Consider the following 24421-nt stretch of genomic DNA (forward strand, 5'->3'; position numbering starts at 1 on the left):
TGGTCGCGGCGGTGACGGGGCCGGTGAAGGCCAGGGTCCCGGTGCCGGTGAACCCCAGCGGACCGGTGCCGCGTCCGCTGGCGTCCCCGGCGCCAGCGGCCCCGAGCGGACCGGCCCCGGTGCCGGTGAAGCCGAACGGGCCGGCCCCGGTGCCGGGGGTGCGTCCGGCGGCGCTGGCGTCAACGGCCGTGGCGAGCGGGCCTGTCTGGCTGTCGGTGGCAGGGGCAGCGTTGATGTTGGTGGCGTTTAGGAGGTGTTCGAGGAGGTCGCGGTAGTCGATGGTGACCATGATCTGGGGCCGGTGTCCGCCGGTGGCGGGCAGCCCGCCGGACGCGAGGGCTATTTTGCAGCCGCCGACCAGGCCGTCGAGGTATTTCTGCGGCCGGGACCGCCAGTCCAGCCCGCCCGGCACGAACCCCTCAGCCCCGGTAACCTCCCCGGCCACGCCCACCTTCCCGCCGCCGTCCGCCCCGGTCACCCCGCCGCCGTCCGCCCCGCTACTGGTGGCGTCCGGGCTGCTGTCGGTGCCTGTGGGGGCGGGGGTGGTGCGGGGGTTGGTGGCGGTGTTCATTACGGTGAGGAGGGTCTCGAATTGTTCGGTGGTGGCGAAGATTTCCAGGTGGTGCAGGCCGTGGCGGGGTTTACGGATGAACGCGCCCTGTAACTGGCGCAGGACCTCCTCGGAAGGTTCGGCGCCGTCCTGGTCGATGGCGTCCAGCCAGCGCCGGGTGACCCGGGCCAGGAAGTCCGGGTCGTGCTCGGCCGCGGTGGCCGTGAGGGAGTGTTCCATCCGGGCGGTCGTGGCCGGGTCACACAGGGGCCGGACCCGGTCCAGGGCCTGGGCGATGATGGTCGCGGACCGGGACGGCACGGTCCCGGCGGCCACGGCGGCGGCGAGTTCCTCATGCAGCGGCGGGAGGATCTGCCCGGTGATCCCGGTCCGCGGCAGGACCGCGGCGGTCAGGGACAGCCGGCGGTGCGCTTCGGTGCCGGTGATCTGCAACCGGTCCCGCAGGAAGTCCCCGCTCTTGCGGTAACCGTCATCCAGGACCGGGGAGTCCGCGGCGGCGGCTTCCTTCCGGGTCCGGTCCACCGCGGCCGCGCCGACAAGCTGCAGGAACTCCACCCCCCGGGCGAGTTCCTCGACCCCGGCGGCGTACTCCGCGGCCTCCGCGAACCCGAACAGCGCCGCGTCGCCGATCGCCGTCGCGCACAACTCCCGCACCTGCCCCAGAACACTTCCCAGCGACGGAACCCCGCACGCAGTATCACCGGCCCGGGAGGCCGGAGAAACGCTGAGAGCTGCGCTGGATCCCATGAATCAATCCTGCCTGCGACCTACGACACTAATAGCGGCACCAGGGCACGCGACGGAACGGCCGGCACCATCGCCGTACCGGAGCAGCACGCCCCGCACCACGGACAGCCGCCGCGCAGCACCACCGGGCCGACTGGCCGGACGAAGGGCGAGAGCTGCACTGGATCCCATGAACCCATCCAACCAGCGACCTACGACACTAAACGCCGCAACGAAACAGCCGGCAAGACCGCCGCGCAGGAGCAGCACGCCCCGCACCACCGGCACCCACCGGGCAGCAGCGTCTGGCCATCTGGCCGGACGAGATGCGAGAACTCCACTGATTCCCATGGACTAATTCTCGTGCTGGGCACTGACACTATGTGCGGCACCCAGTCTCGGGCTGCAGCTGTGCTTTTCGGCTGCCACTGACGCCCTCGAAACTCTGACGTAGCGCTGCCCTTGGTCGTCCTCGGTCCCGGCCGATCACCCCTGTCGCAGTCCAATAGGAGCGGCCCCGCACCACAGGGTCACCGGCGTCGAGTCCTCGCCTTTTGCAACGCGTCCCTGCTATGCCCCCTTGGCGGGACCTATGGCAGGTTACAACCGGCCCGAGGTTCCAACAGACTGGGGCGAGGAAGGTAGGAGGTTCAGCCATGAAGGTTCTCGTTGCCTATGCAAGTGCTCTGGGGTCCACCCGCGAAATTGCCCAACACATAGCTGACCGCATGGCCGTTGCGCTGGGCCCGGTGGAGTGCCGGTCCGTGGAGGAGATCGAGGCTGTCTCCGGCTACGAAGCTGTCGTGGTCGGCAGCGCGATCCACAACCAGGCGTGGCTCCCGCCGGCTTTGCTGTTCGTCTCACAGCACGCGCACGAGCTGGCCCAGCGGCCTGTCTGGGCCTTCAGCGTCGGAATGTCCGACGCCCTGCCTAAGCTGTTTCGCAAGCGTGGTGCGCTACTGCAGCAGCAACGCCTGGAACGATCTCAATTTCAGGACGTTCCACTTCGCGGCCACAAAGTCTTGTCGGGTGTCTACGAAGCCGGCCAGATGCCCGCGCCGCTCCGACTCCTCTTCCGGCTCACCGGCGGTCGCTTCGGGGACCTGCGGGACTGGGCGGCCGTCGACAGCTGGACAGATGAAATCACCGCCCAACTCGCTCAACCCGCCCCGTCCACCCCTTCAGAGGACGCCGACGTCGAGGGTCTCCCGCCAGACCGGCCGAAGGGCGGCTGAACGAAATCCGGGCGAAGGGACGGCCCCAGCGGGTCCAGGCGGTTGAGCACTCCCGCCACGGACAGGCCAGCGCCCACGGCGAGCTCTCGTCCTCCGTCCAGCACGACGACGCCTAGGCGCCCCGGGCGCCGACGGGGCACCGCCGCGGCTGGCCACTGCCCGTCGTCTAGATTTGGATGGATGGGGAACGAAGAGAACCTTACCGGCGGCAATTCCAGCGTCGTGGTGCGCGTGGGGGACACCGTTCGCAGGAATTCGGGGCCGTGGACGCCGGCCGTTCACGCCTTGCTGGACGCGCTTCGTGCCAGCGGAATCAGCCGGGTTCCGGCGGCGGCCGGCCTCGACGAGCAGGGACGCGAGATCCTGTCGTTCCTGCCGGGGGATGTGGTGCAGTATCCGCTGCCGGCATGGATTTGGCACCGCTCGATCCTGCGGGACGCGGCGGCACTGCTCCGGCAGCTGCACGACGCCAGCGTCGAACTGGCCCAGGAGCCGCTGAGCTGGCAGTTGCCAACCCATGAACCGGTTGAGGTGGTCTGTCACAACAACTTCGCCCCCTACAACATGGTGTTCCGGGACAAGCAGTTTGCCGGCGTCTTCGATTTTGATGCGGCGTCGCCCGGGCCGAGGATCTGGGATCTCTGCTACCTGGCCTACCAGCTGGCGCCGCTGATCGAAGGCGGCGGAGCGGGTGCGCCGGAGGGTCCGGAGGTGCTGGCCCGCCTGGATGAACTGATTGCGGCCTACGGTTTCCCCTTCTCTCGCCGGGACGTGCTGGAAACTCTTGGGGCCAGGCTCCGCGAGCTGGCCGACTACTCCGACGGACGGGCGGCCGCGACCGGCCGCCCGGAACTGGGCGACCATGCCGCGATGTACCGCCGCGACAGTCTCCGAATGGTGCGGCTCGCGGAACAGGAATGACGACCGGTCCGGACAGTGCCGCCTGAGGTGGTCCTTCCGGGGAAGTGGGCGACGTCACCCGGTGAGCCGGGAAGGAGCCGTCCCGGGCCTCCGTTGAACCTAGGGACAGCAGAAGCGCCCGGACGGGGCGAGCCCAGCGAAAGGGACGCGAATGACGATCGCCCATGAAGAAGCAGTAATCGACGCCGCAGCAGTGGACGCCATCTTTGCCCAGGCGCGCACCGCCAACGCCTTTACCGGGGAAGTCACGGACGAGCAGGCCCGGGCCATTTACGAGCTGACAAAGTTCGGCCCCACCGCTTTCAATTCCCAGCCGCTGCGCGTCACCTATGTCCGCTCGGAGGAGGCCCGCGCCGCGCTGGTGGAAGCACTGTCCGCCGGGAACCGCGCCAAGACGGCGACCGCGCCGCTGGTCGCGATCCTCAGCGTCGATACCGCCTGGCATGAGCAGTGGGATACCTTCCTTCCTGGCTACAACGCCCCCAAAGCCATGTACGACGCCGCCCCGGACCTCGCCGCATCCACCGGGAACGATAACGCCCACCTGCAGGCGGGTTACTTCATCCTCGCCGTACGGTCGCTGGGACTCTCCGCCGGGCCGATGACAGGGGCCGACTTCGGCAAAATCGACACAGCGTTCTTCCCGGACGGCGGCCAGAAGAGCTTCATGGTGGTTAACATCGGCCAGGCCGCCGAGGATGCCTGGGGCGCCCCGAAGCCGAAGTTCGCTTACGAGGACGTTGTTCGCACCGTCTGAGGCCCGCATGTCGCCGCCCGTGTCAGAGGGCGGTGGCAGACTATGCCCATGCGGAACCTGATTGTGGTCGCTTTTCTGGAGCCCGTCACCGAGGGGATGGAATTCCCGCGGGACGCCTGGCCGCTGCACATCACGCTGGTGAAGTTCGACGTCGTCGATCCGCTTCCGGCCGACGCCGACGCCGGCGGCGGCAAATCTGCTGGCGGCACCGCCGTCGCCGGGGACAGCCTGGCCAGCCAGGTGGCCGGGCGCATGGATGCACCCGTGCGGGCCGCGCTGGGCTCCGCCGTAACCGTTGGATTGGAGGCAGGCTTTGGCCGTGCCGGCTCCATCCCGGTCAGCCTGATCGAACCCAGCGCACCGCTCCAGGCCCTCCACGAAGCCCTCGTCGGAGTCGTCGCGACGCTGCCCGGACGCATCGCCACCCCCGGCTACACCATGGCGGGTTACCGCCCGCACGTGTCGCACCGCGGCGGCAAGGCGCCCCGTGCAGGCGGGCAACTGGCGCTGGACCGTATCGCCCTGGTGGATATGGCCCCCGACGGCGGACACGCCACGCGGCGCGTGCTCCGGCTTTGGGAGGCCACATTGTGAATGAACCTCTTCATTTGCGGCCCAAGGTGCAATACTGGGGTCAAATTGGGACTGACACCGACGAATACTGGGGTCACTGGGTGCGTGCTGGGGGAGCCACAGGATGATGCTTGACACCTCCACCTTGCGTGTCGCCCTGGCGGTCGTGACCCTGACGCTGCTGTGCCTCTTCTACTTCATCACCTACCGGCGGACCCGTTCTCCGTTCAGCGCCTGGTGGTGCTCGGCGCTGTTGCTCTTCCTCACCGGATCCGCGTCCTACCTGCTGGACGGCACCTCCCACCAGGCCTGGGCAAACCCGCTCGGCAACACCCTGCTGGTAGGCGGAGCCGGAGCCATGTGGGCCGGCGCCCGCTCACTGCGCAGCGGAAACCCCCGGCTGTGGTTCCTGCTGGCAGGGCCGGTGGTAACCGGCGTCGTGTCGGTCCTGGACCACCCGGCGACAAACAACTGGTCCGGCGGGCCGGTGCTGCTGGGCATGATGGCGTTGATGCTCGGGCTCTCCTCCCGAGAGCTTTTCCTGCTCGACGTCGACTACTCCCGGGTGCACCGCCCGCTCGCCTACGGCTCCGGCCTCCTGACCGTCTTCTACGCGGGCCGGCTGGCCGCGTTTCTCCTGGACGGTCCGGAGGGACCCGTGTTCGTCGCCTATTTCGGGTCGGTGGTGACCACGCTGCTCACCTCGATGGTCCTGGTGCTCGCATCCTTCACCATGGCTGAGCTGAGCAACGAACAACTGACCCGGGACCTCCGGGCTCGCGCGACGGTTGACGGGCTCACTGGCCTGCTGAACCGGACCGCCTTTATGGACCTGGCCGCGAACGAACTGCGCAGGCTCGGCAACGCCCGGACCACCGCGGCGCTTGTGCTGGCCGACCTGGACCACTTCAAGGCCGTCAACGACCAGTACGGGCACGCCGCCGGGGACGCCGCGCTGCAGGCGTTCGCCGCCGCGTGCACGTCCTCGGTGCGCTCCACCGACCTCGTGGGGCGCTACGGGGGCGAGGAATTCATCCTGCTCCTGCCGGGCGTCTCACCGGAACGCGCCGGGGAAATGGCAGCCACCATCAGCCGCCGGCTGCAGGAGGCGCAGCCCAGCGTCGAAGCCCGGCTGCCCACCGTTAGCTACGGGATCGCCACCACCGGCCCCGGCCGGACTGACCTGGAGGCCTTGGTCGCCTCGGCCGACTCCGCTCTCTACCGCGCAAAGACGCTGGGCCGGGACCGGTCCGTGCTGGCCGCCAGCCTCCGCGAGGAGCAGACGGCCTGAGACCGGCGGCTAGGAAATCACCCCGTCCACCAGGGCCTTGGCCTCGGCCTGCACCTGCTTGAGGTGCTCCGCGCCCTTGAAGGACTCGGCATAGATCTTGTAGACGTCCTCGGTGCCCGAGGGCCGGGCCGCGAACCAGGCGTTCTCGGTGACCACTTTGAGTCCGCCGATGGCCGCGCCGTTGCCGGGCGCCTCGGTCAGCTTCGCGGTGATGGTTTCGCCGGCGAGTTCCGTCGCGGTGACGTCCGCCGGCGAGAGCTTGCCCAGGGCAGCCTTCTGTTCCCGCGTGGCGGCGGCGTCGATGCGTGCGTAAACGGGATCGCCGAACTGGTCGGTGAGGCCCTTGTACAGCTGCGACGGCGACTTGCCCGTGACCGCCGTAATCTCGGAGGCCAGCAGTGCCAGCAGGATGCCGTCCTTATCGGTGGTCCAGACGCTGCCGTCCATTTTGTTGAAGGAGGCGCCGGCGGACTCCTCCCCGCCGAAGGCGCCCTCGCCGGACAGCAGCCCGGGCACAAACCATTTGAAGCCGACCGGAACCTCGACGAGCTTCCTGCCAAGGCTTTCGGCAACCCGGTCGATGATGGACGAGGACACCAGGGTCTTGCCGATCACGGACTGCGGGTTCCAACCGCTGCGGTGCCGGTACAGGTAATCGATCGCGACGGCGAGGTAGTGGTTCGGGTTCATCAACCCGCCGTCCGGCGTGACGATGCCGTGCCGGTCGGCGTCGGCGTCGTTGCCGGTGGCAACGTCGAAGGGTGCGGACCCGTCCGCACCGACAGCCATGCGGTTGATCAGGGAGGCCATGGCTGAGGGAGAGGAGCAGTCCATCCGGATCTTCTCGTCCCAGTCCAGCGTCATGAAGGCCCACTGCGGGTCCACGGTCGGGTTCACCACCGTGAGGTTCAAATGGTGGCGTTCGCCGATTTCGCCCCAGTAATCCACCGACGCGCCGCCCATGGGGTCGGCGCCGATCCGGACGCCCGCCTCGCGGATCGCGTTCAGGTCCAGCACCGAGGGCAGGTCATCGACGTAGCTGCTCAGGAAGTCGAACTTGCCGGTGGTGTCCGCGGCCATGGCGTCCGCGATGGGAACCCGCTTGACCCCGCGCAGTCCGTTCTCGAGCAGCTCGTTGGCACGGTTGGCGATCCAGCCGGTGGCGTCGGTGTCGGCCGGGCCGCCGTGCGGCGGGTTGTACTTGAAGCCGCCGTCGCCGGGCGGGTTGTGGCTCGGCGTCACCACTATGCCGTCGGCCTGCGGCGCTCCGGCGGCGGAGTTGTTGTTGTGCGTCAGGATGGCGTGGCTCAGCGCCGGGGTGGGCGTGTAGCCGTGGCGGGCGTCGATCAGCACGTGCACGCCGTTCGCGGCGAGGACCTCAAGCGCGGAGTTCTGCGCTGGCTCGCTCAGGGCATGCGTGTCCTTGGCGAGGTACAGCGGCCCGGTGATGCCCTGGCCGGCGCGGTATTCCACGATGGCCTGGGTGATGGCCAGGATATGCGGTTCGTTGAACGATGCCTTGAGGCTCGAACCGCGGTGGCCGGAGGTCCCGAACGCCACCCGCTGGCCTGGGTCCCCCAGATCCGGCGAAACGTCGTAGTACGCGTCCAGGAGCGCAGTGAGGTCAACAAGGTCTTGGGGTTGGGCAACTGTGCCCGCGCGGCTAGCCATGGCTCCAGCATGCCAGACGAGGGGGCCTGGCAACATGATTTCGCTGGAAACGGGCCCGCTGTGACGCTGCAGCTACGGCCGGGAAATCGGCACGGCGCTAGTCTGGACGTATACATGTCAGAGGGGAATTTCATGACCGAGCAGCCCAGGCCCGGGAACGGCGAGGCGTACCGGGGCTACCAGCCGCCGCCGTACCGTCCGCCGTACGAAAACGACGGCCACGTTCCGCCGATGCCGGCGGGGGCGCCGCACTTGGGGCAGCCGGCGGGCAACTACGACGCCTACGGCCAGCCGGCGGGTCCCTACGCCGACGCCTACGGCCAGCCCTACTACTACGGCGTGGCTCCCGCTCCGAAGGGCCTGAGCATCGCGAGCCTGTGCTGCGGCATCGCGGCTTTCCTGGGCTTCGGCTTCTTCCTGCTCCCGCAGCTGGCCGCCGTCGTCCTCGGTCACCTGGCGCTCAACCGCGAGCCAGGCGGCAAGGGCCTCGCCATCGCGGGCCTGGTCCTCGGTTATGCCGCGATCGCCATCACCCTTTTGGTGGTGGTCACGCTGGGCGTCGCCTTCGCAAACGCGGATTTCATCACCCGCTAAGCGCGGCCACCAGCCGCTCCGCGTTGGCCTCCAGCCAGCCGCGGCGGCGCAGGATCAGTCCGCCCACTCCGTCGTTCCACATCCGGGCCCAGCCCCCGCCGAGCACCGCCGCGTTGTGCCGCATCCGTTCATAGCTCAGCGCCGTTGCCTCGATCCCGAAAGCCGGCAGCGCCAGCCGTTCCTCCTCGCCCCAGCCGTATGCGTCGGCGAAAATCCGGAGCCGCCGCAACGGGTCCGTTCCCTCCCAGCCCGGCCACGCGTCCGCCGGGTCGCGGAGCGGCGCCCAGTGCATGGCGGTATTAAAGGCGTCCTTGAGGGCCGTGCTGGGGCCGGCGAGGTCGAAGTCCACCAGCCCGGCGGCGAGGCCGTCCCGAACCACCACGTTCTGCGGCGTGACGTCAAGGTGGCACACGAGTTCCGCCGGATCCTGGCTGACTGCGCCCGCTGGGATAAAGCGGGGCGGAAAGGGGTGGGTATCCGGCACAAAACCGGCCGAGGCGGTGTGGAGCCGGCGCAGCAACCGCGCCACCGAGGCCAGCAGCTCCTCGGATTGCACCCAGGCCTCCGGGAGCGGGCCGGCGCACTGCCCCGGCAGGAAGGTCAGCACGTCCCGGCCGTCCGCGTCCCGGCCCAGGTACCGCGGGGAACCGTCAAAACCGACGTCCTCGAGCCAGTCGAGGTAACCGGCGACGGCGAGGCTCTGCGGCTGGTGCGGGCGGCGGATGGTCCCGCCAACCCGCACCACGCCTTCAGTGACATCGCCCGCCGGCATGAGTTCGACGTCGGACGCCTCGCCGGGGGCGGGGACGTAGACGCGCACCTCAACCGGCGGGCGATCTCGGGTGCTCATTCAGCTCAGCGTACGCCGCCCATGAGCTTCTTGATGGCAGGCGAGGCCGCGGCCAGGCCGACGGCCAGAAGCATCGCCGTGCCGCCGACGCCGATGAAGTACGGCAGTTCGTCGTCCGGGTTGTAGAGCCCCGACAGCAGGCCGGCCAGCGTGGTGCCCAGCGAAACCGAGAGGAAGAACAAGGCAACCATCTGGGTGTGGAAGGCCTTGGGGGCCAGCTTGGTGGTCACGGACAGGCCGATGGGGGAGAGGAACAGCTCAGCCAGCGTGAACAGCAGCAGGATTCCCACCAGGGCCAGCAGCGGCGTCTTACCCTCGCCGGCCAGCGGGATGAAGGCCAGGAACGCCAGGCCCATCACGAAGAGGCCGATCGAGAACTTCAGCGCCGAGCCCGGCTGCCTGCGTCCCAGCCGGGTCCACAGCGCGGCCATCACGCCGGCGAAGATGATGATGAACACCGGGTTGATCGACTGGACCCAGGCCGCCGGCATTTCCCAGCCGAACAGGTTCCGGTCCAGTTTCTCCTCCGAGTACACGGCAATGAAGGTGAACTGCTGCTGGAAGAGCGCCCAGAAGGCGGCGGAGGCAATGTACAGCGGGATGAACGCTGCCACCCGGCTGCGCTCGGTGGCGTTGACCTTCTTGCTGCTGAAGATCAGCACGAAGTACAGCACCGACGCGCCGATGGCCGCGTACGCCATGGAGAGGGCAAGGTTGCCGGCGTTGACGGCGCCGGTGGCCAGCAGCACGGCGATGACCACGGCGAGACCGGCGAAGATCAGGCCGTAGCGGGTGCGTTTGGCGGCGGGCAGTGCGTTCGGTACCCGGTGCGCCTCTTCAGGCAGCTTGTTGCGGCCCAGGGCGTAGATGCCTAGTCCCACGGCCATGCCGACGGCGGCGGCGCCGAAGCCCCAGCGGAAGCCCTGGCTTTCCTGCAGCCAGCCGGTGACCAGCGGGCCGATCAGGGCGCCGGCGTTGATGCCCATGTAGAAGATGGAGAACCCGGCGTCGCGGCGCTCGTCCTTCTCGCGGTACAGGCTTCCGACCAGCGCGGTGGCGTTGGCCTTGAGGCCGCCGGATCCGACGCCCACCAGCACGAGGCCGGCGACCAGGCCCGGGATCCCCGGGATGAGGGCCAGGGCGATGTGGCCGGCCATGATCATGATCGCGGAACCGAAGAGCACACGCTCGGAGCCGAAGAGCCGGTCCGCGAGCCAGGCGCCCAGGATGGTGGAGAGGTAGACACCGCCGCCGTAGGCGCCGACCAGGCTGGCGGCGAGGGCCTTGTCGATCTCAAGGCCGCCCTCGGCGGCTGTGAAGTACATGTAATAGAGGAGGATCCCCTGCATTCCGTAGAAGGAGAAGCGCTCCCACATTTCTACGGAGAAGAGGCTGGCCAGCATCTTTGGGTGGCCAAAAAACGAGGTATCGCCCGGCGTTGTAGCGGGGGGATCGGCTAAATGAGTTGTGCTCATTTACTTAATGCTGACACCGCGGCGGGCGATTGTCACATCCGCGGCGGTCCGGGGCAAGTCAATCCGCGGGTGTTTCGCGGCCCGGCTCGGCCCAGGCTGCGGGAGGGGAGGCACCCTCGGCCAGGCTAGCCGGCGTCGAACATGATGACCTGGCGGACCGCTTTTCCGTCCGCGAGCTGGTCCATGGCCTGGTTGATGTCCGCCAGGGCGATCCGGGACGAAATGAGCTCCTCGACGGGGAGTTTTCCGTCCCGCCAGAGCTGGGCGTACTTGGGAATGTCCCGGGCGGGCACGGCCGAGCCGAGGTAGCTGCCGATGATCGTGCGGGCCTCCGCCGTGATGGTCAGCGGGGAGAGCTGGGCGCGCGCCTCGGGTGAGGGGAGCCCGGCCGTGATCGTGGTGCCGCCGACGTCGGTCGCCGCGAAGGCGGTCTCGAACGCCCGCGCACTGCCGGCGCATTCGACGACGAACTTGGCCTTGACGCCTTGCTCCGCGAGCTGCTGCGGGGTGTACGTTTCGTGCGCCCCGAGACGGCGGGCGTGCTCCAGTTTTTCGTCCAGGGTGTCCACGGCGACGATCCGCGAGACGCCCTGGGAGACCGCGGTGATCAGCGCGGCCATCCCGACGCCGCCGAGCCCGACGATCATGATGCTGTCCTCGGGGCGGGGTTTCGCGGCGTTCAGCACGGCGCCGCCGCCAGTGAGCACCGCGCAGCCCAGCACGGCCGCGATGTCCGCCGGAATATCGTCACCAACCGGCACCGCGGAGGCCCGGTCCACGACGGCGTGGCTGGCGAAGCCGGAGACGCCGAGGTGGTGGTAGATCTGTTCGCCGCCGCGGCTCAGGTGCATGGAGCCGTGCAGCAGGGTGCCTTCGTTGTTGCTCTTGGAACCGGCGGTGCACGGCAGCCGGCCGTCCGCGGCGCAGTTCGCGCACTGCTCGCAGCGCGGCAGGAAGGACATGACCACGCGCTGGCCGGGCTGCAGGTCGGTGACCTCCGCGCCGACCTCGACGACGCGTCCGGCGGCTTCGTGGCCCAGCAGCATGGGCACCGGGCGCACCCGGTTCCCGTCGACGACGCTGAGGTCCGAGTGGCAGATGCCGGCGGCCTCGAGCCGGACGAGGATCTCCGTGGGCCCGGGGGCGGAGAGCTCCAGTTCCGAGATACTGATCGGCTTCGACTCCGCGAAGGGCCGGGGGCGGCCGATTTCCTCAAGTACTGCACCGGTGATCTTCATCGATCCCTCTCGTGTCGTTAACCGCGTTTGGACCAGTAAACCGCACCCGGCCGGACCCGGGAAATCCCCGCCGGCGGCTGCCTAGAAGCCCAGTTGCCCGGCCACCTGGAGCAGCAGCGCCTCGGAACCCATCGGCCCGACCAGCTGGATGCCCATCGGCAGCCCTTCACCCGGCGACCCGCCCGTCCAGTGCACCGGAATGCTGATCGCGGGCAGCCCGCAGACGTTGACCAGGGAGGACCACGGGGCAAACTCGCACTGCTTGCGATAGTCGTCGTCGGCGTCGGCGGGCCACTCGGCCGGCCAGTAGCCGTCGCCGTGCGCGGCGCCCGTGAACCAGCCCACCGGCCGGGGCGTCTGTGCCAACGCGGGGCTCAGCACCAGGTCCCAGGCCGAGAACTGGGCGACAGTGTCCCGCTGGAACTGGCGCAGGAACCCGAGGGCCTCGTTCAATTTCGCAGCGCTGCGCTGCTGGGCGCGGCGCCGGAAGGTCCGGGTTAACGGGGTCAGCAGGGCCTCGCGCTGCGGCGCGATGCGGGCGCTCCCGACGCCGGCGGTCCACGCGGTCGTGAACGCGCCGGGGTAACGGTTGTCGTAGCGGATGGCCGCCTCGCCGGTCTCATGCCCGGCCGCCTCCAGCAGCCTGATACCCGTGTTGAGCGCATCGAGGGCTTCGCGCTCCGGGGCGAAAGGGAAGACCGCCTGCCACGGACTGTCCAGGCTGACGCCGATCCGGAGCCGGGGCGGGTCCTGGCCGGCCAGTTGGAGGTAGCTGCCCCGGCTGCCGGCTGGTTCTCCCGGTGATTGGCGGGTCGGGCGCGGCGGGACGAGGGCGTCGAGCATCAGGGCGGCGTCGGCCGCGGAGCGGGCCAGCGGGCCGGCGACCACTAGTCCGGCAGGGTCGCCGGTGCTTTCCCCGGACGGGACCAGCCCGCGGCCCGGCTTCAGGCCCACCAGGCCGCATGCGGCGGCGGGAATCCGGATGGAGCCGCCGCCGTCGGACCCTGGCGCGAAAGGAAGCAGCCCCGCGGCGACGGCGGCAGCGCTGCCGCCCGAGGAGCCGCCGGAGCTCCGGCTCAGCGCGTAGGGGTTGCGTGAGGGCGGGGCGATCCGGTTCTCGCTGTAAGCCGTCAGCCCGAACTCCGGGACTTGCGTCTTGCCCAGCGAAACAACCCCGGCGCCCTTCAGCGTGGCGGCGAGGGCGCCGTCGGCCGGGGCCGGCCTGTGTTCCAGGGCGGCGCTGCCGTGCGTGGTGGCGACACCCGCGACGTCGGTCAGGTCTTTAAAAGCGGTCGGCATCCCGTGCAGCAGCGGCAGGGCCGGGCCGCCGCCGTCGCTCGTGGACGCGGCGGAGGCGCAGGCGTGGCGGCTGTCCGCCGTATCGGCGTCCTTGAGCGCCTGCTCAGCGGTGACGGTAATGAAGGCGCCAAGGTGCGGGTTCTCGGAGGCAATGCGGTCCAGGTAATGCGCCGCGGCCTGTCGGGCGGAGAGTTCGCCGGAGCGCAGGGCATCCCGGAGCGCGACCGCCGACAGTTCGTGGATCTCAGCCACGGTGGAGGGGCTTCCGGTGGTGGCGGTCCGTGCGGGCTTCCGCGCCCGGGGGACATGCCCATTCTTCGTGGCCAGCATTGGACATAGTGGCAGCATGTCCAACCGGGGCGGCCGGGGGAGGGCATGTCCGGTGGTGGCGGGGTGGCCGAGGGGCCGGAATCGTGCGCCGTGCGGCTGCCATGGGTCTCCTTTGCGCTCTCCAGAAGCGTAACCTGCCGCTGGTTTGGACCTGGCTCCGACGGCTGGCGATACGCTGGGGGAAGAACCCTGGTACCAGCGGAGAGGACGACCATGAGCGATATCGACACCGTGACCGTTTCCGATATGCCCGAAGCGGCGCGCATTCTGGATGTACGCGAGGACTACGAGTGGGCTGCCGGCCACGCGGAGGGCGCTGTGCATATTCCCCTCGACCAGCTCCCGGCCCGGCTCGACGAACTGGACCCGGACGAGGACCTCTACGTCATCTGCCGCACCGGCGGACGTTCTTTCCGCGCCGTGCAATGGCTCGTCGGCCAGGGCTATTCCGCGATGAACGTGGCCGGCGGCATGGACCAGTGGCTTGAGAACGGCCTGCCGCTCGTGTCCGACAACGGGCTCAAGCCCGTCATCCTGTAAACGAAGGAAGAACCCATGCCCGCCTCCCCTGTCACCTACACCTTCCTCGGCCCCGAAGGCACGTTCACCGAGGCGGCCTTGATGCAGGTGCCCGGTGCCGCGGAGGCGGTCCGCATCCCGTCCTCGAACGTGAACACGGCGCTGGACAAGGTCCGCGACGGATCCGCGGACGCGGCGATGGTGCCGATCGAGAACTCCGTCGAGGGCGGGGTCACCGCGACCCTGGACGCGATCGCCACCGGCCAGGAGCTGCGGATCCTCCGCGAGGCCCTGGTGCCCATCAGCTTCGTGCTGGTGGCCCGGCCGGGCGTCCGGATCGAGGACATCCGCCGGGTTTCCACCCACGGCCACGCCTGGGCGCAGTGCAGGCTCTGGGTCGACACGAATATTCCTGACGCGGAATATATCCCGGGGTCTTCCACAGCCGCAGCGGCACTGGGCCTGCTGGAAGGCGACCCGCACTATGACGCCGCCATTTGCGCCCCGATAGTCGCCGCCGAGCAACCCGGACTGGCCGTGCTGGCCGAAAACATCGGCGACAACCCGGGAGCGGTCACCCGCTTTGTGCTCGTCGGCCGGCCCGGTGTGTTGCCGGAACGAACCGGTGCGGACAAGACCACGGTGGTGGTCCCGCTTCCGGAGGACCGGCCCGGCGCACTGATGGAGATCCTGGACCAGTTCGCCACCCGCGGCGTGAACCTGAGCCGGATCGAGTCGCGGCCCACCGGCCAGTACCTGGGCCACTACTTCTTCAGCATCGACGCCGACGGCCACGTGGGTGACGCGCGGGTGGCCGACGCGCTCGCGGGGCTGCACCGGATCAGCCCCGCGACCAGGTTTCTGGGCTCCTACGGCCGGGCCGACGGCCAGCGCGCAGATGTCGCGCCGCACACGTCGGACCAGGCATTCCGGGCCGCCCATGCCTGGGTCGAAGACATACTCACGGGGGCATCTGTGGTTCCGGAATATAAGCCGGAGGCTTCGCCCACAGCGTAGACAAACGCCACATCCGGCACTTCCTCCCCATGGAAACTGTGCGTATGCTTGCCTGATCCATATTTGGGTAGCCCTCTACCGGAAAGAGCAGGTCATGTCAGGCACCAGCACAGAAAATGACGGCCAGGGAATGATTGTTAATCCCAAGCCGACAGCTGAAAACCAGGACTGGGACGGCGACGACGCCGATCGTGCGGACCGGCTGCGCTTCGAAGAGGAGCAGGCGATGATCCGCGAACAGTCCGAGGCCCGCGCCGCCAAGGCGGCCGCGGATGCGAAGAAGGAAGCAGACGCCAAAAAGGAAGCCAGCTAGGCCAGCCAACTCCCCGTCGGGGCGCCCGCCAGGCTGCCCCGCCAGGCTGCCCTGTCGGGACGCCGGCCGGCCGGGGTGCTGCGCCTAGTTGGCGTCCGGCCCCGGCTGGCTGCCGGCCCCGCCCGCCGTCAGCGCGGCGTCCCTGGCTTCGTCCTCTTTAACCCGGACCAGCAGCGAGCGGGGGGCCACCCGGACGGTGACCGTGGTGGCCTCGCCGGACGGATCGCCGTCGACCTGAGTGGGCATCGGTTCGGCGCACTTGATCACGATCTTGCCGGAGCGGTAATACGTCATCACCGGCAGGTTTCTTTTGTGCTTCAGCACGATCTTCCAATACATCGCCAGCCAGCCGATGGCGCTGCGCGGGCTCATCACCACCACATCCAGCATGCCGTCGTCGATCATGGCCTGCGGGATGAAGTCGATTCCGCCGGGGATCAGGCCGCAGTTCGCGAATAGCACGCTGCGGATTTTCCGGGACTGCTCGGGCTGGTCGTCCAGCGAGATCGAGACCCGCTTGCGGCGGCCGGGAAGATGCCGCACCCCGGCCTCCGTGTAGGCCAGCCAGCCCACCGCTTTCTTGAGCCCGTCGTTGGTGTCGCCCACCACCTCGGCGTCCATGCCGATCCCGGCGATCACCAGGAAGGCATGGTCCTCGGACTGGCCGGTCAGGGCGTTCTCCACCCTCATGCGGGCGGTGTCGATGAAGCGCTGGTGGCCGAACAGCGCAATCTCGACGCAACCGTGCAGGTCCCCGATGTCGAGATGGACGTTGCGGGCCAGCAGGTTGCCGGTGCCCAGCGGGAGGAGCCCCATGGCGATGTCAGTGTGCGCGAGGGCGTCGGCCACCACGCGGACGGTGCCGTCGCCGCCGCCCACCAGGACGACGTCGGCGCCATAGTCGACGGCGGCCCGGGCCTGCGAGAACCCGGGGTCCTCGGCAGTGGTTTCGAAGAAGCGCGGGGCCTCCCAGCCGGCCGCGAGGCAGGCGCTTTCGACCAGGACCCGGGCCTCCGCGGACCTGGACTTGATCGGGTTCATCACGACGGCGACCTTCTGCCTGGCCAGGCCGGGGTTGTGCGTGTCTTCCCAGACGGCGCTGCGGGTGTGCTTGGCCTTCAGCCGGCGCACGCCCCACCAACTGGAGAGGGCAAATACCAGGGCTCCAGCGATTATGAGGTAGAGCAGCCAGTCGCGCATGATGCTCCAACACTATCCCGCGCCCGCGACCCGGCAGGACTGCCCGGTCGCGGCCCCCGGATTCGATACTCTTATCTCGTGATCGACGTAAAAGACCTCAGCGAAAATCCGGACAAGTTCCGTGCCAGCCAGCGCGCCCGCGGCGCCGATGAATCCGTGGTGGACGCGATCATCGCCGCGGATGCGGCCCGGCGCGCGGCACTGATCCGATTCGAAAACCTGCGGGCCGAGCAGAACGCCTTCGGCAAGAAGGTGGCCCAGGCCAAGGGCGAGGAGAAGCAGGCCCTGCTCGCAGAGGTCAAGGTGCTCGCCGCTTCGGTCAAGGAAGCCTCGGCCGAGGCCGACGTCGCCCAGGCCGCCCAGGAGGAGCTCCTGCGAGGCATCCCCAACCTGGTAGAGGACGGCGTCCCGGCGGGCGGCGAGGATGACTACGTGGTGGTGAAGACGGTCGGAACGCCGCGCGAATTCCCCGACTTCGAGCCGAGGGACCACCTGGAGATCGGCGAGCTGATCGGCGCGATCGACATGGAACGCGGCGCCAAGGTTTCCGGATCGCGCTTCTACTTCCTGCGCGGCGTGGGCGCCCGGCTCGAAATGGCGCTGCTCCAGATGGCCATGGAACAGGCCATCGACGCCGGCTTCGTCCCCATGATCACCCCGACGCTGGTCCGTCCCGAAACCATGCAGGGCACCGGATTCGACGTCAAGCACGACGCCGAGATCTACCGCCTCGCCGAGGACGACCTCTACCTCGTGGGAACCTCCGAGGTGGCCCTCGCCGGCTACCACGCCGACGAAATCCTGGACCTCAGCGGCGGCCCGATCCGCTACGCCGGGCAGAGCTCCTGCTACCGCCGCGAGGCCGGTTCGCACGGCAAGGACACCCGCGGCATCATCCGCGTCCACCAGTTCAACAAGGTGGAAATGTTCATCTACACCACGGTCGAAGAGGCCGCCGCCGAGCACGCCCGCCTGCTGGCCTGGGAAGAGGAAATGCTGGCCAAGTGCGAGCTGCCCTACCGCGTGATCGACACCGCCGCCGGCGACCTTGGCACCTCCGCGGCCCGCAAGTTCGACTGCGAAGCCTGGGTCCCCACCCAGGGCGCCTACCGCGAGCTGACCTCCACCTCCAACTGCACCACCTTCCAGGCGCGCCGGCTCAACATCCGTGAACGCGTGCTGAACGAGGAGGGCGCACCCAAGGGCACCCGCGCGGTGGCCACCCTCAACGGCACCCTCGCCACGACCCGCTGGATCGTCGCCATCCTGGAACACCACCAGAACCCGGACGGCTCGGTCAACGTCCCGGCAGCGCTGCAAAAGTACCTCGGTGGCATGACGGTGCTCCCGGTCCTCTAAAACGATCAGTCCTCTAGCCCACCCGCCGTCGGCAGCTGTTTACCCAGGCTTCACGCGCCGCTGTGGCGCGCGTCCTAGCAGCTGTCGGCGGTGTCTGCTCTACTTATTGGATGACTACATTGACTGAAGCCTCAGTCGCTGGCAACGATGACCAGCGCGAAGCAAACGAAAAAATGATGATCGCCCTCGACGTCGACGGAACCCTCGTCGACCACGACGGGCACATGTCCGTTCCCGTCCGGGAAGCCGCGCAGGCCGTGGTGGCTGCCGGGCACGAGGTCATGATCGCGACGGGCCGTTCGCTCAACGCGACCCTGCCCATCATCGAGCACATCGGCATCGAGACCGGCTACGCGGTCTGCTCCAACGGCGGCGTTACGCTGCGCGTGGATTCCGGACTCGCCGACGGCTACCAGGTGCTGCACAAGGCCACCTTCGACCCCGGCCCCGCGCTCCGGGCGCTGCGCAAGCGGCTGCCCTCGGCCAAGTATGCGCTCGAGGACGAGAACGGCAACTTCCTCTCCACCGAACGCTTCCAGGACGCCAGCTTCGGCGTCGAGGCGATCGGCGTCGACTTCCAGACCATGCTGGAGGCCACCGCCGTCCGCGTTGTGGTGTTCAGCTCCGAGAACACGCCCGAGGAGTTCAACGCGGCGATCCGCCACGTGGGCCTCGCCGGCGTCACCTACTCCGTCGGTTGGACGGCCTGGCTGGACATCGCCGCCGCCGGCGTCACCAAGGCCAGCGCCCTGGAGCAGCTGCGCGGGCGCCTCAGCATCGGCGCGCACCGCACGGTGGCCGTCGGCGACGGCCGCAACGACATCGAAATGCTCACCTGGGCGCGCCGCGGCGTGGCGATGGGACAGGCGCCGGCCGAGGTGATCGCCGCCGCTGACGAGGTCACCCACTCGGTATACGACGACGGCGCCGCGCACGTGCTGCGCAGCATCCTCGGCTAAGGCGGCGCGGGCGGGCCGGCTTCTGCGGGGCGGGTCCGGCCTAACGGACGTCGAGGATCAGGCCCAGCAGCCGGGCGGCGGCGGGCCGGGCCGCGTGCTCCTCATTCCACTGCGACCGGGCCACGGCCTTGCTCACGGCCTGGGTGGTGATCCCCAATTCCTCGGCTACGGCCTTCTGCTGGCCGCGGACGCCGGGGGTGAGCAGGTCCAGCACCCGCCACTCGGCGGCGCTTCGGTCGTGCACAATATGGCCCAGCAGCCGCAGCACGGCCTCGGCTTCCGCGGCCAGGTCCGAGTACGGGCCCTCAACCGCCACCGGGATGCGTTCCTTGCTGTTCCTCAGCCGGTCCACCGCCCGGCGCGCATAAATCAGTCCGTGGCCGGAGGCGTCCTTGATCTGGTTCGGCAGCGGTTCGTTGACCGGGCCGACTCCGATGCCGACGTACCAGGCACCCGTCCGCAGGGCGATCAGCGCCGCCTCGACGGCCTGCCGCGGGCAGTCCAGGATGCCCTGGACCTCATCCTCCACCGAGCGGTCGAAGTCGAGGCGCGCGGGAATGTGCCGCAGGTCCTTGAGGAGCTGCGGCACACGGTCGCCGTCGCGCCGGCTGTCGGTTTGGTTGATGGTCAGCGTGAACATACTGGATGCCACACTACCGCGTGGCAAACGCGAGGCAAGTACCCGGGACAGCCCCCGTCACAGACCCGCCGCGGCCCCCGCCGGGACGCGCGGCGGGCTTGTCTCGGGCCGCCGGAAATGTTGCGATGGATCAAGACGCTGCCGACGGCGGCACGAACCGGGGCGGAGTGCAGCAGTGGCTGATGGGTTGGAGCAGGGGACAGGGCAGCGGACCGCGGAGACGGCCGGCGCGGACGAACTTGGCCTGGTGGACCGGTGGTGGCGGGCGGCCAACTATCTGTCCGTGGGCCAGATTTACCTGCGCTCCAACCCGCTGCTGCGCGAACCGCTGAGCGCCGCGGACACCAAGTCGCGCCTGCTCGGCCATTGGGGGACCACGCCGGGGCTGAACTTCATCTACTCGCACCTGAACCGGGTCATCCGGCGGGATTCCCAGGAGATGCTGTTCGTCGCCGGCCCCGGCCACGGCGGGCCCGCCGTCGTCGCGAACGCATGGCTGGAGGGCACCTATTCCGAGATCTACAGCAACGTGGGCCCGGACGAGGACGGCCTGGCAGAGCTGTTCCGGCAGTTCTCCTACCCCGGCGGCATCCCCAGTCATGCCGCCCCGGAAACCCCGGGCTCCATCAACGAAGGCGGCGAACTCGGCTACTCGCTGGCGCACGCCTACGGCACGGTGTTCGACAACCCGCAGCTGATCACCGCCGTCGTGATCGGCGACGGCGAGGCGGAGACGGGGCCGCTGGCCGCGAGCTGGCACTCGCACAACTTCCTGGACCCGGCCGCGGACGGTGCCGTGCTGCCGATCCTGCACCTGAACGGCTTCAAGATCGCCAACCCGACGATTCTGGCGCGGATGCCGGAGACCCAGCTGGAGCAGCTCCTGCGCGGGTACGGCCATGAACCGCACTTCGTCACCGTCACCGACCCGGAGGACACCGCGACCGCGCACCGCGATTTCGCCGCGGTGCTGGACCGCTGCCTGGCCGACATCCGGGCGATCCAGGCGGCCCGCAGGGTCGCAACAACAGCCGGCGGGGCCGGCGGCAACGACGCGCCAGCCGCCGCGTGGCCGATGATCGTGCTGCGCTCACCCAAGGGCTGGACCGGCCCGAAGACGGTCGACGGGCTGCAGGTGGAAGGCACCTGGCGCAGCCACCAGGTGCCCCTGGCCGAAGTCCGTACCAACCCCGAACACCTAGCCCAGCTCGGCCGGTGGCTGGAGTCCTACCGCCCGGACGAACTGTTCGACGGCGAGGGCCGGCTCCGGCCCGACGTCGCCGCCAACGCCCCCGGCGGGAAGCTGCGGATGAGCGCCACCCCGCATGCCAATGGCGGCGTCCTGCTGCGGGACCTGTTGCTGCCCGGCTACACGGACCACGCAGTGGACGTCGCCCGGCCGGGCCAGGAGCGGGTCAGCGCCATGCTGACCCTAGGCGGCTGGCTGCGGGACGTGATTGCGCTCAACCCGGAGACCTTCCGTCTGTTCGGTCCGGACGAGACGGCGTCCAACCGGCTGCAGGACGTGTATGAGGTGACGGACAAGGTCTGGCAGTACCGGATCGAAGAGATCGACGAGCACCTGGCGCGCGCCGGCCGGGTGATGGAGGTCCTCAGCGAGCACCTGTGCCAGGGCTGGCTGGAAGGCTACCTGCTGACCGGCCGGCACGGGGTGTTCAGCTGTTACGAAGCCTTCATCCACATTGTCGACTCGATGTTCAACCAGCACGCCAAATGGCTCAAGGTCCACCGCGAGCTGCCCTGGCGCCAGCCGGTCGCCTCGCTGAACTACGTGCTTTCCTCCCACGTCTGGCAGCAGGACCACAACGGCTTCTCGCACCAGGACCCCGGCTTCATCGACCACGCGGTGAACAAGAAAGCGGAGGTCATCCGCGTCTACCTGCCGCCGGACGCCAACACCCTGCTCTCCGTGATGGAGCACTGCCTCGCCTCGCGGGACTACGTCAACATCGTGGTCAGCGGCAAGCAGCCCTCACCCACCTGGCTGGGGCCCGCCGAGGCGGCGCACCATTGCCAGCGCGGCCTGGGGATCTGGGAATTCGCCGGGTCGGAGGTTCCGGGCGAGGAGCCCGACGTCGTGCTGGCCTGCGCGGGGGACGTCCCCACGGTGGAGACGGTGGCGGCGGCCGAACTGCTCAAGGAAGGGGCGCCCGGGTTGAAGATCCGGGTGGTGAACGTGGTGGACCTGATGCGGCTCCAGGACGCCGCCGAGCACCCGCACGGCCTCTCGTCCCGGGACTTTGACGGCATCTTCACCGCGGACAAGCCGATCATTTTCGCCTACCACGGCTACCCGTCGCTGATCCACCGGCTGGCGTACCGCCGGACCAACCAGGACGGCCTGCACGTGCGCGGGTACAAGGAAGAAGGCACCACCACGACGCCGTTCGACATGGCCATGCTGAACGGGATCGACCGCTACCAGCTGGCCATCGACGCGATCGACCGGGTGCCGGGACTGGCGGAACGGCACTCGCTGCTGCGCCAGTCGCTGCAGGACCGGCGCATCCGCGCGCACAACCACACCCGGGAACACGGCGAGGATGCGAAGGAGATCAGCGGCTGGACCCTCAGCTCTGAATAGCCGCGTACCTGAATAGCCGCGTACCGGCCGGCCCGGGTAGCAGCCCGCGCCGCGGGCCGGCTAAGGGCCGGTGAGCCCGGACAGCCCCCCGGTGGGCAGATGGATCCAGCCCTCGGACCGGGCGGCCCGGGCGTGGCCGGCGTCGGGACGGAGGGTCGCGCCGAGGGCCACGGCCCGCGCGGTCAGCGAGGCGATCAGCGCGTCGAACAGATCGTCCGAGCCGGCCAGCGCGTCCTCATGTCCGGCCAGGTCCAGCCAGGGTGCCGCCTGCCGGAGCCCGTCCAGGAGTTCACCCAGCCGCTGCGTTTCCGCGCCGCCGCGGCCCTTGTACCCCCGGGCCAGCAGGCCCCAGGACTTCAGCGACGCGGCCGGGTAGACCTCGGCCAGCCGTCCGCTGCCGTCCCTGGCCTGCGGCCCCTGGTCCAGGGCGATCTTGGCCTGGATGACGGCGCAACGCATCGCCGGGTGCGCCAGCCGGTCGGCGGAGACGCTGAGCGGGATCAGCCCGGTCCGCCCGGTGACAAAGCGGTCGGTGTCGCGGTAGGCCAGCAACCGGCGGCCCTCGATACCGTCGTAGTCCAGCACCGGGTGCGCCTCGCCGGCCAGGTGTCCCGCGATGAACGGCAGGAACGCGTCCGGCCAGCCCACGGGGCAATCGATCCCGGTCATGTCGCTGGCGCCGAAAAGCCGCACAATGTCGTCGTCGTCCACGCCGAGCGACAGGTGCGACAGGCGGGCGGTGCCCCCGCCCCACTCGATCACGGCTGCCGCGGTCTTTTTTGTGGCCGCGGCGAGGTCGATGCCGAGGGTCAGCATCCGCGGCCGGTCCGGGTTGTTCGGCGACACGGTCACGGCATCAGCCCTTCGTCCGGCTCACAGCGAGCGGTACCGGAACGCGCCGGGAATCCCGCCGCGGCGCTCCAGGCCCTTCCCCGAGGCAAAGCGGGCCCACACGGCGCGCAGGGCCCGGCCGTGGGCGTTGATGTCCTCCCAGCTGGCGCCGGTGAGCAGCCCGGCTCCGGCCCAGGTCTGCCGGTCGCCGAAGAGCAGCGGCAGGTCCACGGTGTGCGCGGCCCCGTAGAAGTTCCCCGGCGCGGCCCAGGACAGCACATAGCTGTACGCCGTGCCGCCGGCCCGCGCGTGGCGCCGGGCGAACCGCCTGGCGGACCGGCCGTATACCGCCTCGGTCACGGCCCAGTTGATGGCCTTGACGGCGGCGGTTCCGAGTACCGGGACCTTGGCCAGGCGGCTGACCGCGCGGTTGCGGGGCAGGAACATCCGGGCCTCCTCGGAGGTGTGCCCGATCAGGACCTCGATGCCGGGGGCCGTGCTGTTCCAGGCCTGCTCAATCCCGGACTCCGGCGGCAGGGGCGCGTGCCCGTACTGCGTGCCGAAGGGCATGGCCGCGATCAGCCCGAACTTCCGGGCCACCTGCGACACGTGCTCCTCGATCTCCACGACATCCATCGCCGGGGTGTCTTCGGTGACGGCTTCCGCGGCGACACCCATGGCGCGGCTCATCTTGTCCCGGCCCCGGGTGATGCCCAGCGGCGCGCTCTGGATGATGGCGCGCCGGAACAGGGCGGGCGCCTCCGGCGTCGCCATCAGGTGCGCGACGGCGTCGCCGCCGGCGGACTGCCCAAAGGCCGTGACGTTTTCCGGATCGCCGCCGAAAGCGCTGATGTTGCGCTGCACCCAGCGGAAGGCCTCCAGCTGGTCCAGCAGGCCGAGGTTGGCGGGCCGGCCGGTGCCGGTGGCCAGATAGCCGAACAGGCCCAGGCGGTACGTCACGGAGACCACAATGACGCGGTTTTCGGCGACGAGGGCCCTGGGGTCAAAGATCGCCAGGTCGCCCGAGCCGGAGGTATAGGAACCGCCGTGCAGCCAGACCATCACCGGCACGCGTTCGCCGTCGTGCAGGTCCTCCGGAATGGTGATGGAAAGCCGCTGGCAGTCCTCGCTGCCGGGAAGCTCCCCGTAGCGGGTGCCGAGGATGTCGTCCAGGAACGGCACCGGGGCCTGCGGGCAGGCGGGGGAGAGCGAGGTGGCGGCCAGGGTGTCGGTCCGGTCCGGCGCGGGCGCCGGCGGCTGGAAACGTGCGGCGGTGGCGTACGGGATTCCGGTGGCGCGCAGCACGCCGCCGTCGCGCCACCCGGTGACCGGGCCGCAGGGCGGGCTAAAGGCAGGCTCGGCGTTCATGAACCAACGATTTCACACATTCCTGATCCACGGCTGGCAGAGCGCGAACGTACACTTGAGGCCCCAAAATCCGCGGATT

Annotated in this window: 22 protein-coding genes; 12 read left to right on the top strand and 10 right to left on the bottom strand. The window is 69.4% G+C overall.

The features are described 5' to 3' along the window. Nucleotides 1-1318 (bottom strand): DUF222 domain-containing protein (locus ABIN76_RS03590; protein ID WP_346958354.1); only part of this gene is annotated, 1318 nt, incomplete at its 3' end. Between the two features lie 635 nt (nucleotides 1319-1953). On the opposite strand from ABIN76_RS03590, the gene ABIN76_RS03595 reads away from it, so the two are divergent. The 5 genes from ABIN76_RS03595 to ABIN76_RS03615 all read left to right on the top strand — a co-directional run bounded on the left by ABIN76_RS03595 (nucleotide 1954) and on the right by ABIN76_RS03615 (nucleotide 6074). Next, entirely contained in the window at nucleotides 1954-2532 is a 579-nt protein-coding gene (locus ABIN76_RS03595) for a flavodoxin domain-containing protein (protein WP_346958355.1), read from the top strand. 180 nt (nucleotides 2533-2712) lie between these two features. Beyond that, nucleotides 2713-3453: a phosphotransferase gene (locus tag ABIN76_RS03600; protein ID WP_346958356.1), complete on the top strand. Its 741-nt coding sequence runs from the start codon at nucleotides 2713-2715 to the stop codon at nucleotides 3451-3453. Nucleotides 3454-3604: 151 nt separating this feature from the next. Continuing rightward, nucleotides 3605-4210 carry a malonic semialdehyde reductase gene (locus ABIN76_RS03605; RefSeq protein ID WP_346958357.1) on the top strand — a complete coding sequence of 202 codons (606 nt, stop codon included), beginning with the start codon at nucleotides 3605-3607 and terminating at the stop codon, nucleotides 4208-4210. Between the two features lie 48 nt (nucleotides 4211-4258). After that, complete coding sequence (locus ABIN76_RS03610; RefSeq protein WP_346958358.1) at nucleotides 4259-4804, top strand: 2'-5' RNA ligase family protein; 546 nt, start codon at nucleotides 4259-4261, stop codon at nucleotides 4802-4804. 103 nt (nucleotides 4805-4907) lie between these two features. Next, entirely contained in the window at nucleotides 4908-6074 is a 1167-nt protein-coding gene (locus ABIN76_RS03615; RefSeq protein ID WP_346958359.1) for a GGDEF domain-containing protein, read from the top strand. A 9-nt stretch (nucleotides 6075-6083) separates the two neighbouring features. Here ABIN76_RS03615 and pgm read toward each other — a convergent pair whose 3' ends face one another. Then, nucleotides 6084-7745 carry a phosphoglucomutase (alpha-D-glucose-1,6-bisphosphate-dependent) gene (pgm, locus tag ABIN76_RS03620; protein WP_346958360.1) on the bottom strand — a complete coding sequence of 554 codons (1662 nt, stop codon included), beginning with the start codon at nucleotides 7743-7745 and terminating at the stop codon, nucleotides 6084-6086. 132 nt (nucleotides 7746-7877) lie between these two features. Between pgm and ABIN76_RS03625 the strand changes: the two genes are divergently transcribed. Beyond that, nucleotides 7878-8339: a DUF4190 domain-containing protein gene (locus ABIN76_RS03625; RefSeq protein ID WP_346958361.1), complete on the top strand. Its 462-nt coding sequence runs from the start codon at nucleotides 7878-7880 to the stop codon at nucleotides 8337-8339. Here the strand turns inward: ABIN76_RS03625 and ABIN76_RS03630 are convergent. From ABIN76_RS03630 to ABIN76_RS03645, 4 genes are all read right to left on the bottom strand, one after another. Then, nucleotides 8329-9189: a phosphotransferase gene (locus ABIN76_RS03630; RefSeq protein ID WP_346958362.1), complete on the bottom strand. Its 861-nt coding sequence runs from the start codon at nucleotides 9187-9189 to the stop codon at nucleotides 8329-8331. The two genes, ABIN76_RS03625 and ABIN76_RS03630, sit on opposite strands and share 11 nt — an antisense overlap. 5 nt (nucleotides 9190-9194) lie before the next feature. Next, complete coding sequence (locus ABIN76_RS03635) at nucleotides 9195-10664, bottom strand: oligopeptide:H+ symporter (protein ID WP_346958363.1); 1470 nt, start codon at nucleotides 10662-10664, stop codon at nucleotides 9195-9197. Nucleotides 10665-10789: 125 nt separating this feature from the next. After that, nucleotides 10790-11902 carry an alcohol dehydrogenase catalytic domain-containing protein gene (locus tag ABIN76_RS03640; protein WP_346958364.1) on the bottom strand — a complete coding sequence of 371 codons (1113 nt, stop codon included), beginning with the start codon at nucleotides 11900-11902 and terminating at the stop codon, nucleotides 10790-10792. Nucleotides 11903-11983: 81 nt separating this feature from the next. Continuing rightward, entirely contained in the window at nucleotides 11984-13453 is a 1470-nt protein-coding gene (locus ABIN76_RS03645; protein WP_346958365.1) for an amidase, read from the bottom strand. Nucleotides 13454-13744: 291 nt separating this feature from the next. On the opposite strand from ABIN76_RS03645, the gene ABIN76_RS03650 reads away from it, so the two are divergent. The 3 genes from ABIN76_RS03650 (at nucleotide 13745) to ABIN76_RS03660 (ending at nucleotide 15380) form a co-directional block, all read left to right on the top strand. Continuing rightward, entirely contained in the window at nucleotides 13745-14071 is a 327-nt protein-coding gene (locus ABIN76_RS03650; protein WP_346958366.1) for a rhodanese-like domain-containing protein, read from the top strand. Between the two features lie 15 nt (nucleotides 14072-14086). Beyond that, a complete protein-coding gene (gene pheA / locus ABIN76_RS03655) occupies nucleotides 14087-15067 on the top strand; it encodes a prephenate dehydratase (RefSeq protein WP_346958367.1) in 981 nt (326 codons plus the stop codon). Between the two features lie 94 nt (nucleotides 15068-15161). Then, complete coding sequence (locus ABIN76_RS03660) at nucleotides 15162-15380, top strand: hypothetical protein (RefSeq protein ID WP_346958368.1); 219 nt, start codon at nucleotides 15162-15164, stop codon at nucleotides 15378-15380. Nucleotides 15381-15464: 84 nt separating this feature from the next. Here ABIN76_RS03660 and ABIN76_RS03665 read toward each other — a convergent pair whose 3' ends face one another. Then, the gene (locus tag ABIN76_RS03665) at nucleotides 15465-16580 is read right to left on the bottom strand and encodes a diacylglycerol kinase family protein (protein ID WP_346958369.1); all 1116 of its coding nucleotides are present in this window, start codon (nucleotides 16578-16580) and stop codon (nucleotides 15465-15467) included. Nucleotides 16581-16658: 78 nt separating this feature from the next. Between ABIN76_RS03665 and serS the strand changes: the two genes are divergently transcribed. Further along, nucleotides 16659-17939 (top strand): serine--tRNA ligase, encoded by a 1281-nt coding sequence (gene serS / locus ABIN76_RS03670; protein ID WP_346958370.1) that lies wholly within the window; start codon nucleotides 16659-16661, stop codon nucleotides 17937-17939. A 110-nt stretch (nucleotides 17940-18049) separates the two neighbouring features. Then, nucleotides 18050-18898, top strand: coding sequence for an HAD family hydrolase (locus tag ABIN76_RS03675; protein ID WP_346958371.1), 849 nt, complete (start codon nucleotides 18050-18052; stop codon nucleotides 18896-18898). A 40-nt stretch (nucleotides 18899-18938) separates the two neighbouring features. On the opposite strand, the gene ABIN76_RS03680 is transcribed toward ABIN76_RS03675, so the two are convergent. Further along, the gene (locus tag ABIN76_RS03680) at nucleotides 18939-19538 is read right to left on the bottom strand and encodes a hypothetical protein (protein WP_346958372.1); all 600 of its coding nucleotides are present in this window, start codon (nucleotides 19536-19538) and stop codon (nucleotides 18939-18941) included. 175 nt (nucleotides 19539-19713) lie between these two features. Here ABIN76_RS03680 and ABIN76_RS03685 point away from each other — a divergent pair, with 175 nt between their 5' ends. Next, nucleotides 19714-22143 carry a phosphoketolase family protein gene (locus ABIN76_RS03685; RefSeq protein WP_346958373.1) on the top strand — a complete coding sequence of 810 codons (2430 nt, stop codon included), beginning with the start codon at nucleotides 19714-19716 and terminating at the stop codon, nucleotides 22141-22143. A gap of 60 nt (nucleotides 22144-22203) precedes the next feature. Here ABIN76_RS03685 and ABIN76_RS03690 read toward each other — a convergent pair whose 3' ends face one another. Then, complete coding sequence (locus ABIN76_RS03690; RefSeq protein ID WP_346958643.1) at nucleotides 22204-22959, bottom strand: DUF429 domain-containing protein; 756 nt, start codon at nucleotides 22957-22959, stop codon at nucleotides 22204-22206. 57 nt (nucleotides 22960-23016) lie between these two features. Further along, the gene (locus ABIN76_RS03695; RefSeq protein WP_346958374.1) at nucleotides 23017-24342 is read right to left on the bottom strand and encodes a carboxylesterase family protein; all 1326 of its coding nucleotides are present in this window, start codon (nucleotides 24340-24342) and stop codon (nucleotides 23017-23019) included. Between the last annotated feature and the right edge of the window lie 79 nt (nucleotides 24343-24421).

The organism is uncultured Arthrobacter sp., from assembly GCF_964021775.1.
GTDB lineage: Bacteria > Actinomycetota > Actinomycetes > Actinomycetales > Micrococcaceae > Arthrobacter.